Here is a 13,377-nt window from a genome sequence, read left to right as displayed (position 1 = left end):
CACTAATGGTTTTCCTAAATATCTTGTCGCTACTCTCCTCGTGTTTATCAACAAAAACACCATCGTCATTATTAAATACCACTACTGACCGAATGACTAAACACAATGACTGATATTGAGTTTTTGACGCAGACTCTTATGTAGACTTCTTTACCTTTTATAACTTGTCTGCCTCTCTTGCGACAAGCTCATAAATTGATACATAAAATCAAACCTACATAAATTTCAACTCTTTATATACCCTCTATCGCCCTAATACCATTGTTTTAATCACCGTCGTGATTTGTGAATAATGGCATCTCTCATCTTATCAACTGCTAACGACCTATCTATGAATCTTACTGAATTAAAGAAAAAAACAATCGCTGAGCTACTGGCCATCGCCAAAGAGATGGGTCTTGATAATATGGCACGTAGCCGTAAACAAGACATTATCTTTGCCATTCTAAAAACCCATGCCCGTAACGGAGAGGCCATCTATGGTGATGGCGTGCTCGAAGTACTCCCGGACGGTTTTGGTTTTTTGCGCTCATCAGAAGGCTCGTATTTAGCAGGTCCTGATGATATCTATGTCAGCCCAAGCCAAATTCGCCGCTTTAGCCTAAAAACTGGCGACAGTATCGCAGGTACGATTCGTCCACCAAAAGATTCTGAGCGTTATTTTGCGCTACTCAAAGTCGGTGAGATCAACTTTGATACGCCAGACCGCTCACGTCATAAGCTTATCTTTGAAAACTTAACGCCATTGTTTCCAACTGAGCAGTTAAAGCTTGAGCTCGGTAACGGCACCACTGAGGACTTGACCGGTCGTATTATTGATTTGATTGCACCGATTGGTAAAGGTCAGCGTTCTATCATCGTTGCACCGCCCAAAGCCGGTAAAACGATGCTGCTGCAGACGATAGCGCAATCGATTACCCGTAATAATCCTGAATGCTACCTGATTGTATTGCTAATTGATGAGCGTCCAGAAGAAGTCACCGAGATGGAACGTACCGTACGCGGTGAAGTGGTAGCCTCAACCTTCGATGAGCCACCACAGCGCCACGTACAGGTTGCAGAGATGGTCATCGAAAAAGCCAAGCGCTTGGTTGAACATAAGCAAGATGTGGTCATTTTGCTTGATTCGATTACCCGTCTTGCCCGTGCCTATAACACCGTGATTCCGTCATCAGGTAAAGTGTTGACCGGTGGTCTGGATGCCAATGCCCTTGAGCGCCCAAAACGTTTCTTTGGTGCGGCTCGTAACATTGAAGAAGGTGGCAGCTTGACCATTATTGCCAGTGCGCTTATCGATACGGGTAGTAAAATGGACAGTGTTATCTTTGAAGAATTTAAGGGCACTGGTAACCAAGAAATTACCCTTGAGCGTGATTTGGCTGAAAAACGCGTCTTCCCAGCCATTAACATCAAAAAATCTGGTACGCGCCGTGAAGAGCGTCTGCTTGATGAAGATAAACTGCGTAAGGTTTGGATACTGCGCAAATTGCTACAGCCGATGGACGGTGTACAAGCCACTGAATTCTTATTGGATCGCTTAAAAGAAGCAAAAACTAATGACGAGTTCTTTGAGCAGATGAAGCGTAAATCACAAAATTGATTTTAAATCTTTTACTACAATAAAGTTTCAAAAATAGTGAATGTTTCACTCATAAAGGCTGCCTACAAGGCAGTCTTTTTGTTTTTCTTACTATTGGCTATATTATTAGCAACCATTCCCTCCAAAAACAGTTAGCTTACTATGATCAGTGAAAGGTAACATTGATACATTAAGTACTGCGTTTTTAGGATATTTTGCCTATATCATTATAAATACAATAACCCTAAGCAAAGGCACCATCAATGACACAGTGAGGCAACATAATTTACAGCCTACTTGCAAAGATTAGCGTTTCTACTACGACCGGATGCACAGATAAGGGCTATTATAAGTGTTAAGAACATATTAAAATATATACTGTACTTAGCACTTTAAACTTAACGACTTATATAGGTGATATTATGAAACTTGCTAAAACTATCGCAATGACAGCTCTTACTAGCTCTGCTCTTATCATGGGTGGCTGTGCTACTAACGGATACAACAGTGGTTTGAGTAATACGGCAAAAGCTGCCACTGCAGGCGCTGCTGCTGGTGCACTTATCAGAAGTAAAGGCGATAGCAAAGACATCGCTCGTGGCGCACTCGCTGGTGCTGCTATTGGCGGCGCTGGTGGTTATATCTATGACCAAACTAGATAATCAGATTTTGGCAGAAATATTCTGACTAAAGATATTCTCTAGCCCAATAGCTGACAAAAAAGCCTGCAATCAATTGCAGGCTTTTTTGTGTCTAACCATTACTATATAAATTTTTATTGTACCAATCAATATAGCTTTTTTTATGATCAGTAGACTTATATGTAGTTAAAATATCTCAAAAACGCTACAGTACTGCTGGTATAAATTTTTTGCAGCCTCTGTCTGCGTAGGCACAGCAAGCAAGAAAAATTAATATCAGCAGTACTTGATGTATCGATATTACTTTTCCCTGACTATAGAGCACCGCTAAACGTATCACAACTTTGCACATTGCCACTCTCTAAACCGCGCGTAAACCACTCTACACGCTGTTGGCTGGTACCATGAGTAAAGTTATCAGGTGCTACTGCCCCGCCGCCTGCACGTGCTAAGCGGTCATCACCAATTTGACCTGCCGCATTGATGGCTTCGTCGATATCACCTGCCTCTAAAAACTGTACGCGCTCTTGATTGCGCTGCGCCCAAACACCAGCAAAGCAGTCGGCTTGTAGCTCTTGCAGTACAGACAATTTATTTGCTTGTGTACGAGTCACTTGATGGCTGGCTTCACTTACTTGCTGAGTAATACCAAGCAGTGTCTGCACATGGTGACCTACTTCATGCGAGATCACATAAGCTTGGGCAAAATCGCCAGCTTTATTTTGATTGTCACTATCCCCTGAGTTTTGGATATCACCAGAGATACCAAGCTTTTGACGCATTTCTACAAAAAACGACGTATCCAAATAGACTGTTTGATCGCCTGGGCAATAAAAAGGACCGGTCGCTGAGCTGGCACTACCACAGGCAGAACTGACTTGCCCATTAAATAAAATCAGTGACGGCTCTTTATACGTACTACCGCCCTCATTGAATATCTGATGCCAAACCTCTTCAGTATCCGCCAAGACAACTTTGACAAACTGTGTATCCCGATCGTCACTGGTAGCTGGTTCAGTAGATGTATTACCACCGCCTGCGACTTCTTGACCTGTCTGTAATGCGGTCATGGGATTTACCCCAAACACCAGCCATAAAATACCGGCAATAATGATACCGCCGATACCGCCGCCCATGAGCTTACCGCCACCACTACTGGTGCGAACGTTGGTACTACCGCGTCTGCCTTGCCATTTCATACTCTTACTCCCCAAAAATACGATATCTTATGCCACTCATATCGATTATTATTCATGTTATGTAGTTTTTAGCTCAATCCTTTGATTGCCTATCTTTACAGCCTGCTATTATGACTATCACTTGGCATCATTTATTCAGCCGCTATGTTATTTATTATGCTGTCATAAATGATAAATGGCGCAAACAGATACAAAGTACCAGACATAAGAAATTTCTCTGTAATAAGCAGATGTCGTTGATTATACGTCGATTAATTTGACTTTTTGTATGGATAATTATGTTAGATAGGTAAAATAAAAGCCTATTTACAATTTTATTGTAACTTAATTGTACAACCCCTTTCTATCCAGAAAGAAATCATATAGAATGCGTGAAAGCTGAGTAGCTGTGACTAAGACTAGTTGAATATCCGAGATATCTTGGATGTTCAACCTTTTTTGCTGCTACTGCTCATTTAATTATCCCGGAGAAAACCTTATGAACTTAAAATTACTTGCTCTAGCTGGTATCATGACTGCAACTATGGGCTTAACTGCCTGTGATAGCAACAAAGAAAACGCTGCTGAAGATTTATCTGACGCGCAAGAAGAAGTAACTGACGCTTCTGAGCAATTAGACGAAGCTGCTGTTGCTGGCGAAGCTGTTCCTGCTGAAGCAGAAGCTGCTGTAGCCGGTGCTGAAGCTGACATCGCTGACGCTCAAATGGCTACTGCTACTGACGAAATCGATGCTGAAGTACCTGTAGATGGTACTACTACTAGCGTTGACGTAGCTAGCGAAACTCCAGCTGTAGACGCAGCTGACGAAGTTGTAGTTGAAGAACCAGCTCAGTAATTTTTATTTTCGTAATAAAAATACTGCACTAAAAAAAAGAGAGCCTATGCTCTCTTTTTTTATGCCCATTATTTATAACTTGTAGCGTATAGTTTACGGCTTTTAGCAATAACCTATAGTCAGTGAAAGTAATATCGACAGATTAAGTACTGCTGGTATCAATTTTTCTTGCTTGCTGTGCCGATGCAGACAGAGGCTACAAAAAATTTGTACCAGCAGTACCGTAACGTTTTTAGAGTATTTTGACTATAGCATACCTGCCCTGCCTGTCAGTTAAATTTGCTCACACTATCCGTCATATATAACCATGTCGCATAAAAAATGATGGCTATGACAGTCGATTTAACAGACAACTGCGATAACCATCATTTTGAACCACTACCTATTACCATTATTAATCAAACAGTCGCTCATCGACCTGTTGACGGAATTTTTGTCCTGTCTTAAAGGTCACAACGCGGCGTGCCGATACCGAAACAGGCTCCCCTGTCTTAGGGTTACGACCTGGGCGGCTATTTTTGTCTTTAAGCTCAAAGTTGCCAAAGCCTGAAAGCTTGACCTCTTTGCCATCAATCAAACTCTCTGATAATTCATCAAAAAAATTCTCCACCAAACAGCGACCTTCTTGGCGTGTTAGGTTTAGATGACTCATCAAATGCTCAATCATGTCAGATTTGGTTAAGGTGCTCACAGTACGACTCCTATGCTATGTCGTGATGTCGAATATCATGGTTTAGCGGTATGAGAATTAATGATAGCTATTATAAAGGTTTTTTGCCTTCATTTTAATAAATGACGGTATTAAAATCCTTTGTTAATAACTACTTAACTTACTCTACGAAGAAAATCTTCTATTAGCCACTAATTTTTATAACTATAGTCAGTCCTAAATAAAAGAAATACAAATGTTATAAATCGCTACTGGGGTTAATTTTTCTTGCTTGCTGTAGCTAGCAGACAGAGGCTGCGAATCATTAACCCCAGTAGTGTTGTGCTCTTTTAAAAGTGGATCAACTGTAGCGAAACTTTATAGCCCCATTTTTATTGAGGCTATAGAGTATCTGTCTTTTATGATTAGAGGTCAGCTGTCGCGCAGCTGTGCTGAATGCTCAAGCGTCAATGCTTGTACCACTTTATCAGTGGCCGTTTTTACGGCGTCATCCGACAAGGTTTGCGTTTTATCTTGCCATATTAATGCAAAGGCCAATGAACGTTGACCTGCTGGCACTTTTTCGCCTTGATAGACATCAAACAACCAAAGATCAGTCAAGAGTGCACCTGACGCTTTGCGTATGGTTGACTCTAAAGTTTGAAGGCTGATGTCGCTGTCTATCAATATGGCGATATCGCGGCGGACTTGCGGGAACTTACTTGGGGTGATGATTGAATGTTGTTCACGAGCAAGCGTTAGTAATGGTGCCAGTGACAACTGTGCAACCCAAGTGGTGGTCAGATCTAATTGTTTGGCAGTATTCGGATGTAATTGTCCTAACCAGCCAACATATTGATCGTCAATATAAAGCTTGGCGCTTTGACCAGGATGCAAGAAAGCTAGCTCACTACGCTCATAGCGGATACGTGCACTATCTACTTGCGCGGGTAGTAGCTGCTCAATATCATGCTTCAAATCATAAAAGTCTAACGCGCGATTTTGATAAGCCTGCTCATCCCAAATATCGCCAACTGCTACCAAAGCAATACTTGGGGTCTGTACCAGATTACTGATACTTTGACCGACGAAACTTAGACCCGTTTCAAAGAAACGCACACGTGATTGCTGGCGATTCAGGTTATATTGTACACAAGGCAATAAGCTTGATAGCAAGGTACGGCGCATCACCGCCAAATCGCTAGAGATAGGATTGGCCAGTGCCAACACTTCGCCCAAAGCTTTATCATCAAGCAAGGCTTCTAGTTTGGCATCACTAAAGCTAAAGCTAATCGCTTCCATATAGCCATTATCGACCAATGCCAGCTTCATTTGATGACTCAAGTCTGCGGTATCGTCGTAATCCATGCTGACTTGCAGGTGCGGCAAGATGCTTGGAATATTGTCATAGCCATAGATACGAGCAATCTCTTCAATCAAATCCTCGCGGATACTCATATCAAAGCGATACGATGGCGGCGTGCAAATAAGGCTATCCGCTTGCTGTTCTACTTTAAAGCCTAATTGAGTCAAGATACGTACCATCACTGTAGGCTCAATCTCAATACCGATGACATCACCAACCTTTGTCATTGGCAAGCTAATAGGCGCACGATTAGGTAAGTGATTGCTACTTTCAACTTTTACGATTTGTCCTGCTTGGCTACCTGTAACGCTAGTCATCAAATCAACGGCACGCGCTAAAGCAAGCGCTGGCAACTCAAAATCGACACCGCGCTCAAAACGTTGTGAGGCATCAGTATGCAGACCAAAACGGCGTGCGCGTGCAGCGATAGCCAATGGATTAAAGAAGGCACTCTCTAACAAAATATTAGTCGTGCTATCAGTAACACTACTGCGTTGACCGCCCATGATACCCGCTAGAGCAAGTGCGCCTTTATCATCAGCAATAACTAATTCATCACCCATCAAAGTAATGAGTTGCTCATTCAGCAAAGTAATGGTTTCTTCAGGACGTGCCAAACGCACAACGATATCGCCCTCGATGGTATCAGCATCGAACGCATGTAGTGGCTGACCCAATTCCATCAATACATAGTTGGTCACATCAACCAAAAAGTTGTGCGAGCGAAGTCCTGACTGCACTAGCGCATCTTGCATCCATTTTGGCGTCTCAATGCTACGATCAATATTGCTAATCGATTGTAATAAATAACGCGGGCAAGCTGCAATAGCATCAACTGTCACAGATGGCATCTTTTCGTTATCAGTAGTAACGCTTTCAGGAATATTTGGCATCTGTAAAGGCAAATCATTAATCACTGAGATCTCGCGCGCAATACCACGTACGCTAAAGCAATCACCGCGGTTTGGGGTGATAGAAATATCTAGGATTTGATTGTCTAAGCCCAAATACTCACGAATATCCATGCCGATTAGTGCGTCAGCAGGTAGCTCAAGCAAACCATCAATACTATCGGTTAAATCAATCTCAGATGCGCCGCATAACATACCATTAGAAGCCACACCGCGTAGATTGCCATTCTTAATTTGAAAGCCGGCCTTACCATTACTGACATCATCACTGGGCAAAACAGCACCGACGGTGGCAACGGGCACTTTCATACCGACAGTGACATTGGGCGCGCCGCAAACGATTTGTAACGGCTCAGCTGAACCAATATTAACCTGCGTCACACGCAATTTATCCGCATCTGGATGTTGCTCGACGCTGATAACTTCACCGACAACCACACCACTAAAGGCACGGGCAACCGCATAGCGATCATCAATCTCAAGCCCAGCCATCGTTAGTTGGTCTGCCAATTGTTCACTGTTATTATTGGGATTCACCCATTGACGTAGCCATTGTTCGCTAATTTTCATAAGTATCTCGGATCAGAATTTTATAATAAATATTTTGAATTAAAGGTTGGCGTATTAACCTGTCATATTAACAGGGAGCACTTTTTATATAAACAAAGAGCACTCTAGCCAAACTGCTTTAAGAAGCGTACGTCATTTTGGAAAAATAAACGCAAATCATCGATACCGTAATACAGCATCGCAAAGCGCTCAATGCCCATACCAAAGGCAAAGCCGGTATACTTTTCGGCATCAATACCGCAATTGGTCAGCACTTGTGGATGCACCATGCCGCAGCCCATGACTTCAAGCCATTTACCATTACCATCTAAGATATCTACTTCAGCTGATGGCTCAGTAAACGGGAAAAATGACGGACGGAAACGAATCGTCAACTCTTTTCCAAAAAAAACTTCTAGGAATTCGTTAATGAGTCCTTTTAGCTCAGCAAAGGTAGATCGCTCTGTAACCATTAAACCTTCTAACTGATGAAACATCGGCGAATGGGTTTGGTCTGAATCATTACGATAGACGCGACCGGGGCAAATAATACGAATCGGTGGCTCGTTCTTTTCCATAGTATGTATTTGCACGTTACTAGTCTGCGTACGTAATAGATAATGTGCATCAAAATAGAAGGTATCGTGCATCGCCCGTGCTGGGTGGTGTTCAGGGATGTTGAGTGCTTCAAAGTTATAATAATCACTCTCAACTTCAGGACCAGTTGCGACGTTAAAACCCGCTTGTATAAAATACTGCTGCATACGCTGGGTAATCATGGTCACTGGATGCAAATGACCTTTTTGAGCACCGCGAGCCGGCAAGGTGATATCAATGCTTTCGCTTGCAAGTTTGGCATTGAGCGCTGTCATTTCTAGCTGTTGCTGATGTGCTGTCAATGCTTCTTGAATACGGCTACGTACTTCATGCAGCCAGCCACCGTAAGTTTTTTTATCATCACTACTAAGTTTACCCATCTGCTTTGACCAGCCAGTTAAAGGGCTCTTTTTACCAGTCAGTTGCACACGCAAATCTTGTAATAAGCGTACATCATTGACTTGTAGGATTAAAGCCTCGGCAGCATTGGCAAATTCAATTAACTGGGCTTCATTAAGCTCATTGAGCTCTGAGGACAAGGTCGGTAGCGCCGACAAATCGTTGTTAGCAGCAGGGTTAGTCATAAGACGCATCATTCCTGATTTAGACGAACTGTTAATGGTAGGGATTTGACCAAATATTACAAACCATTTACCCATTCATGTGACGACGATACTATTAATATGAATGGCTTGAATATTTAGACGATGATAAAAACTATTTCATAAAAACGTATTTTACTCTGGCGCTAAAAATCAGCTGTCAGACAATGTGATATAAAAAAAGCCACCGACCAGCGGTAGCTTTTATTAATATCGACCTATTAATCAATATTATTCCTATCCATGTAGATAACTACTTGTCAATAACGACTTAAAAAGTAGCCTACCTAAAGGAAGGTTAATATTTATGCCAGTTCCGCTTTAGCTTTTTCGACCAACGCTGTGAAAGTCGCTGCATCATGCATAGCGATGTCAGCAAGTACGCGACGATCGATTGAGATGTTAGCTTTTTTCATACCATTGATAAAGCGGCTATAACTTAAGCCGTTTAAGCGTGCACCAGCATTGATACGTGCAATCCAAAGACGACGGAAAGTACGTTTTTTGTTGCGACGGTCACGATAAGCATATTGACCAGCTTTGGTTACTGCTTGTACCGCTACGCGGTAAACACGTGAACGGGCACCGTAGTAGCCTTTTGCACGCTTTAAGATTTTTTTGTGACGACGATTCGCCTGTACACCACGTTTTACACGGGCCATAAATTACTCCAAGATATTTTTAATCATTATTAAACGAATCACGATGTCATCGGATAATAGACATCGTTATCAAATTGCAAAGTCAGTTATTTTTAATTCAGTAGCTATTCATTAAACAGCGCTTAATTAAAGATAAATGACGATAGCCTATTAAATGTATGGGCACATACGACGAACTGCTGCTTCGTCAGACTTGTGCACCAACTTAAGACCACGCAACTGGCGAATACGCTTAGGTGATTTCTTGGTCAAAATATGGCTTTTGAATGCTTGCTTACGCTTAAAACCGTTCGCTGTTTTTTTGAAGCGTTTAGCGGCACCGCTTCTGGTTTTCATCTTATTTTTCATGATGATTTGCCTCTTTGTCTTTGATAGAACCTGGTCGTCAAATAGTCAATAATGATTGGTAGCTGTAAAAACAGGCACCAAACCTCTATTTGCCTCGAGGTGGGAGGCGCTATTTTAACAGATAGGTCGCTGTTTTGACAAGGAAAGTTTTGCCTCATACTCTTACTGACCCTTCTTATTCAAAATGAATAACGTTTAACCCATGTTTGTCTTCAAATATTTTATAAATAAAAGTTTGGGAAGTAGAGTGTGAGTTTTCACAAATCTATTGTGACTAATTGACAATTATTGGTCTATCAAAATGCAGCTCAGGTATAATTGTTCATCATTTGCTGATTTAACATATTGAATGTCAGTCGAAGCTGTGTTTAAGTAGAGACTGCGTGTTGATGAAACGCTCGCATAAATGACAGATAGGCTGAATCACTATTATTTAGCGAATACTTAGCGGATTTTTATTATTTTCTACTTATAAGATGACAACAAGATTATGACTTCACCTGCTTGGCTGACCGCCGTAAACTTTAATACTGATGGTTTGATTCCTGCAATTGCGCAAGATCATAAGTCAGGACGTATTCTGATGATGGCGTGGATGAATGCTGAATCGCTACAATTGACTGCCGAAACGCAAACGGCGGTGTATTTTTCGCGCTCACGTGCCAAGTTATGGCATAAAGGCGAATCATCAGGGCATACTCAGCGTGTACATGATATTCGTCTCGATTGTGATGCCGATGTGATTGTGCTTAGCGTCACTCAAGTAGGTGGTATCGCTTGTCATACCGGGCGCGAGTCTTGTTTTTATCAGCGTTTGGATTTGTCCGGGCAAACGCCTGAATGGCAAACGGTGGATAAAGTACTAAAAGACCCTGCAGATATTTATCATTCGCATGAAGCAGCTAATCATACACAAACCAACGATACGACAGCCAATAACATTGTCAGCTCCGATATTGATCAAGCCAAAGCAGGTAGAACCTCGATTTTACAACAGCTTGATAAAGTATTAGTAGAACGCAAACAAGCAGATGCTGGCAGCTCGTATGTGGCCAGCCTATACGCCAAAGGTCTCAATAAAATACTAGAAAAAGTGGGCGAAGAGAGCACAGAAAGCATCATTGCTGCCAAAGATTTTGCTCATTGCGATGAAAATATCAATAAAGCGCAGTATGATGACGCCCGTCATGAGCTTATCTATGAAGTGGCAGATGTCTGGTTTCATACCTTAGTTGGACTGGCATGGTTCGATATCGAATCAGATGCGGTATTACACGAGCTAGGTCGACGTTTTGGTTTATCAGGGATTGATGAAAAAGCGGCACGATAGTTTTGATAATCTAGATTGCGGACCTGTTTGATTATTGTTGCTTTCACCTTTCTGTCACAAGTGCAGGGTATAATATTACTCTGTTTCAATTGGCATTGTATGTCGAGACTTTTTATTAAATATGTTGATACTTGATAAACTCAAAGTTGGCACATAAAGACTGAAAACCAAAACACAAGGATACCTTTATGGGCAGTTTTTCTATTACGCATTGGCTGATATTATTGGTGGTAGTGGTCGTCATATTTGGCACCTCTAAGCTAAGAAATGCTGGCAAAGATTTGGGCGGCGCTGTCAAAGGCTTCAAAGAAGCAGTCAAAGACGAAAATACCGAGCATGCCAAAAAGCAAGTGGTGCTCGATCATGATGGCAATGCACACACTGAAGAGCTCCCAACCACTAAGGTTGATGACAAGCATAATGTATAGCATTTAGACAGTGACATCGGAACATTATGTTTGATATCGGGTTTTCTGAACTACTCCTCTTTGGCGTTATTGCCCTAATCGTCTTGGGTCCTGAAAAGCTACCGCAAGCTGCGCGTACTGCTGGGCAATGGTATGCCAAAATTCGCCGTACGGTTTCTACCTTGCAGTCCGAGATTGAAGCGGAGCTTGATTTGGCTGAAACCCGTCAGCTCATGCAAAAAGAGCTGGCTAAAATTCGCAAAACTGAAGCAGAAATGCGCCGTGAAATGGCAGAGATGCGCGGCAGTATGAAAGAATTTGAATATTCACAGAGTCAAAACCTCAAAACCTCAGACAAGACTGACTCACCTGCCAATCAGACAAATAATAATAAAGCTATGCAAAATAAGGATGAGCCAGCGACGGTTTCTTATCCTGATGGGCAAGATGACAGCCTAACCGACGGTCAACCATCATCAAATCAAGATATGACGAGCATTCCTAGTGATGCAGCAATAGATTCTTCTACTATTAAGCAGCCTGTTCAACCTTTAACAACCAAGCCGTGGGAAAACATGTGGTTTCGCCTTGGCGCTTATGACAAAGCACGTCGCTTGCCTGCGCCGCCCTACTTACCTAACTATAAAGCCGATATTTTATTAAATAGTGGCTTAGATAGTCTTTTAGACAGCCCTTTAAATACACAGGCTTCTGTAAATCGACAGGAGAATGAGTGATGGGTTTATTTAAACGGCAAAAAAGCCGCCTAGAAAAGGTAGCGGACTCAGCCATTGAAGGCGAGACAGAGTCGGAAAACAGCAATAATTCGGGTGATATATTAGGTACGTTGGCCGATATGCCTATCACTGAGCATTTAATTGAACTGCGTCGTCATCTGATTAAGATATGCGTGGCAGTATTGGTGATATTTTTAGCGTTGGTCGGCTTTTCACGCGAGTTGTATGATTTTTTATCGGATCCATTGGTTGCCCAGTTACCTGCCAACTCGACGATGATTGCCACAGACATCACTTCAAATTTTATGGCACCAATACGCTTGACAATATTTGTCGCCGCATTTTTTGCCATGCCTTATATCTTGTATCAAATCTGGTCGTTTGTGGCGCCAGGCCTATATAAAAAAGAGAAAAAAGTCGCTATTCCAGTATTGCTGTCCTCTATATTTTTATTTTATTCTGGGGTGGCTTTTGCTTATTTTATTGTACTCAAAGGTGTTCTAAAATTCTTTATTATGTTCGCGCCGCAGAATGTCTTGCCGATGACAGATATCGACAGTTATCTGAGCTTTGCGCTCAAGCTGTTTATGGTATTTGGGATAACATTTGAGATTCCAGTCGTCACCTTGCTGTTGATATTGGTCGGCATTGTCTCCATTCAGAGCTTACAAGATAAACGCCGTTATATTATTGTCGGCTGTTTTGCAGTTGCCGCCGTTGTCACACCGCCCGATGGGGTGTCGATGTTGATGCTTGCCATTCCAATGTGGTTGTTGTTTGAGTTGGGATTGTTTTTGGCAAGGATTTTAATCAAAGAAGATCGTGACCCTGCTTAAGCCGTAAATAAATACGGAATAACGCATTGTTATTCTTGTCAGCGATATATACACAAAAGCAGCCATTGTCTATGCAGTGGCTTTTTTTACTCCTCTTATTTTTTATCCTCTTTTAGTCTTTTAGGTAGC

13 protein-coding genes are annotated in these 13,377 nt (G+C 42.0%); 7 read left to right on the top strand and 6 right to left on the bottom strand.

Features of this window, described 5'->3' with window-relative positions:
- The first annotated feature begins 331 nt into the window (after positions 1–331).
- Together rho and JMW90_RS07645 are read left to right on the top strand one after the other, a co-directional pair.
- Positions 332–1,600 carry a transcription termination factor Rho gene (rho, locus tag JMW90_RS07650; protein WP_201562831.1) on the top strand — a complete coding sequence of 423 codons (1,269 nt, stop codon included), beginning with the start codon at positions 332–334 and terminating at the stop codon, positions 1,598–1,600.
- Positions 1,601–2,001: 401 nt separating this feature from the next.
- A complete protein-coding gene (locus JMW90_RS07645) occupies positions 2,002–2,241 on the top strand; it encodes a hypothetical protein (protein WP_201562829.1) in 240 nt (79 codons plus the stop codon).
- Between the two features lie 293 nt (positions 2,242–2,534).
- Here the strand turns inward: JMW90_RS07645 and ypfJ are convergent, their stop codons facing one another.
- Positions 2,535–3,419 carry a KPN_02809 family neutral zinc metallopeptidase gene (ypfJ, locus tag JMW90_RS07640; protein ID WP_201562827.1) on the bottom strand — a complete coding sequence of 295 codons (885 nt, stop codon included), beginning with the start codon at positions 3,417–3,419 and terminating at the stop codon, positions 2,535–2,537.
- Between the two features lie 478 nt (positions 3,420–3,897).
- Between ypfJ and JMW90_RS07635 the strand changes: the two genes are divergently transcribed.
- On the top strand, positions 3,898–4,254 hold the full coding sequence (locus JMW90_RS07635; protein WP_201562825.1) for a hypothetical protein: 357 nt from the start codon (positions 3,898–3,900) through the stop codon (positions 4,252–4,254).
- Between the two features lie 394 nt (positions 4,255–4,648).
- Here JMW90_RS07635 and JMW90_RS07630 read toward each other — a convergent pair whose 3' ends face one another.
- The 5 genes from JMW90_RS07630 to rpmI all read right to left on the bottom strand — a co-directional run bounded on the left by JMW90_RS07630 (position 4,649) and on the right by rpmI (position 9,938).
- Positions 4,649–4,945 carry an integration host factor subunit alpha gene (locus JMW90_RS07630; protein ID WP_201562823.1) on the bottom strand — a complete coding sequence of 99 codons (297 nt, stop codon included), beginning with the start codon at positions 4,943–4,945 and terminating at the stop codon, positions 4,649–4,651.
- Between the two features lie 390 nt (positions 4,946–5,335).
- Entirely contained in the window at positions 5,336–7,750 is a 2,415-nt protein-coding gene (pheT, locus tag JMW90_RS07625; protein ID WP_201562821.1) for a phenylalanine--tRNA ligase subunit beta, read from the bottom strand.
- 104 nt (positions 7,751–7,854) lie between these two features.
- Positions 7,855–8,910 (bottom strand): phenylalanine--tRNA ligase subunit alpha, encoded by a 1,056-nt coding sequence (pheS, locus tag JMW90_RS07620; RefSeq protein WP_201562819.1) that lies wholly within the window; start codon positions 8,908–8,910, stop codon positions 7,855–7,857.
- A gap of 323 nt (positions 8,911–9,233) precedes the next feature.
- The gene (gene rplT, locus JMW90_RS07615) at positions 9,234–9,590 is read right to left on the bottom strand and encodes a 50S ribosomal protein L20 (protein WP_010197865.1); all 357 of its coding nucleotides are present in this window, start codon (positions 9,588–9,590) and stop codon (positions 9,234–9,236) included.
- A 150-nt stretch (positions 9,591–9,740) separates the two neighbouring features.
- Positions 9,741–9,938, bottom strand: a complete 198-nt coding sequence (gene rpmI, locus JMW90_RS07610) for a 50S ribosomal protein L35 (protein WP_011514608.1) — start codon at positions 9,936–9,938, stop codon at positions 9,741–9,743.
- 490 nt (positions 9,939–10,428) lie between these two features.
- On the opposite strand from rpmI, the gene hisIE reads away from it, so the two are divergent.
- The 4 genes from hisIE (at position 10,429) to tatC (ending at position 13,248) form a co-directional block, all read left to right on the top strand.
- Positions 10,429–11,268 (top strand): bifunctional phosphoribosyl-AMP cyclohydrolase/phosphoribosyl-ATP diphosphatase HisIE, encoded by an 840-nt coding sequence (gene hisIE / locus JMW90_RS07605; protein ID WP_201562817.1) that lies wholly within the window; start codon positions 10,429–10,431, stop codon positions 11,266–11,268.
- 188 nt (positions 11,269–11,456) lie between these two features.
- Positions 11,457–11,696, top strand: coding sequence for a Sec-independent protein translocase subunit TatA (gene tatA, locus JMW90_RS07600; RefSeq protein WP_201562815.1), 240 nt, complete (start codon positions 11,457–11,459; stop codon positions 11,694–11,696).
- Between the two features lie 26 nt (positions 11,697–11,722).
- Positions 11,723–12,412 carry a Sec-independent protein translocase protein TatB gene (tatB, locus tag JMW90_RS07595; RefSeq protein WP_201562813.1) on the top strand — a complete coding sequence of 230 codons (690 nt, stop codon included), beginning with the start codon at positions 11,723–11,725 and terminating at the stop codon, positions 12,410–12,412.
- Positions 12,412–13,248 carry a twin-arginine translocase subunit TatC gene (tatC, locus tag JMW90_RS07590; protein ID WP_201562811.1) on the top strand — a complete coding sequence of 279 codons (837 nt, stop codon included), beginning with the start codon at positions 12,412–12,414 and terminating at the stop codon, positions 13,246–13,248. Before tatB ends, tatC begins: the two co-directional genes overlap by 1 nt.
- Positions 13,249–13,377: the final 129 nt, after the last annotated feature.

This window comes from Psychrobacter glacincola, assembly GCF_904846215.1.
Taxonomy (GTDB): Bacteria; Pseudomonadota; Gammaproteobacteria; order Pseudomonadales; family Moraxellaceae; genus Psychrobacter; species Psychrobacter glacincola.
This window is presented reverse-complemented; position numbering and strand designations above follow the sequence as displayed.

What these genes read in the sequence shown, in the direction of transcription:
- rho (WP_201562831.1), top strand. Translation starts at nt 332, where the DNA reads ATGAATCTTACTGAATTAAAGAAAAAAACAATCGCTGAGCTACTGGCC.
- JMW90_RS07645 (WP_201562829.1), top strand. Translation starts at nt 2,002, where the DNA reads ATGAAACTTGCTAAAACTATCGCAATGACAGCTCTTACTAGCTCTGCT.
- ypfJ (WP_201562827.1), bottom strand. Translation starts at nt 3,419, where the DNA reads ATGAAATGGCAAGGCAGACGCGGTAGTACCAACGTTCGCACCAGTAGT.
- JMW90_RS07635 (WP_201562825.1), top strand. Translation starts at nt 3,898, where the DNA reads ATGAACTTAAAATTACTTGCTCTAGCTGGTATCATGACTGCAACTATG.
- pheT (WP_201562821.1), bottom strand. Translation starts at nt 7,750, where the DNA reads ATGAAAATTAGCGAACAATGGCTACGTCAATGGGTGAATCCCAATAAT.
- pheS (WP_201562819.1), bottom strand. Translation starts at nt 8,910, where the DNA reads ATGACTAACCCTGCTGCTAACAACGATTTGTCGGCGCTACCGACCTTG.
- rplT (WP_010197865.1), bottom strand. Translation starts at nt 9,590, where the DNA reads ATGGCCCGTGTAAAACGTGGTGTACAGGCGAATCGTCGTCACAAAAAA.
- rpmI (WP_011514608.1), bottom strand. Translation starts at nt 9,938, where the DNA reads ATGAAAAATAAGATGAAAACCAGAAGCGGTGCCGCTAAACGCTTCAAA.
- hisIE (WP_201562817.1), top strand. Translation starts at nt 10,429, where the DNA reads ATGACTTCACCTGCTTGGCTGACCGCCGTAAACTTTAATACTGATGGT.
- tatA (WP_201562815.1), top strand. Translation starts at nt 11,457, where the DNA reads ATGGGCAGTTTTTCTATTACGCATTGGCTGATATTATTGGTGGTAGTG.
- tatB (WP_201562813.1), top strand. Translation starts at nt 11,723, where the DNA reads ATGTTTGATATCGGGTTTTCTGAACTACTCCTCTTTGGCGTTATTGCC.
- tatC (WP_201562811.1), top strand. Translation starts at nt 12,412, where the DNA reads ATGGGTTTATTTAAACGGCAAAAAAGCCGCCTAGAAAAGGTAGCGGAC.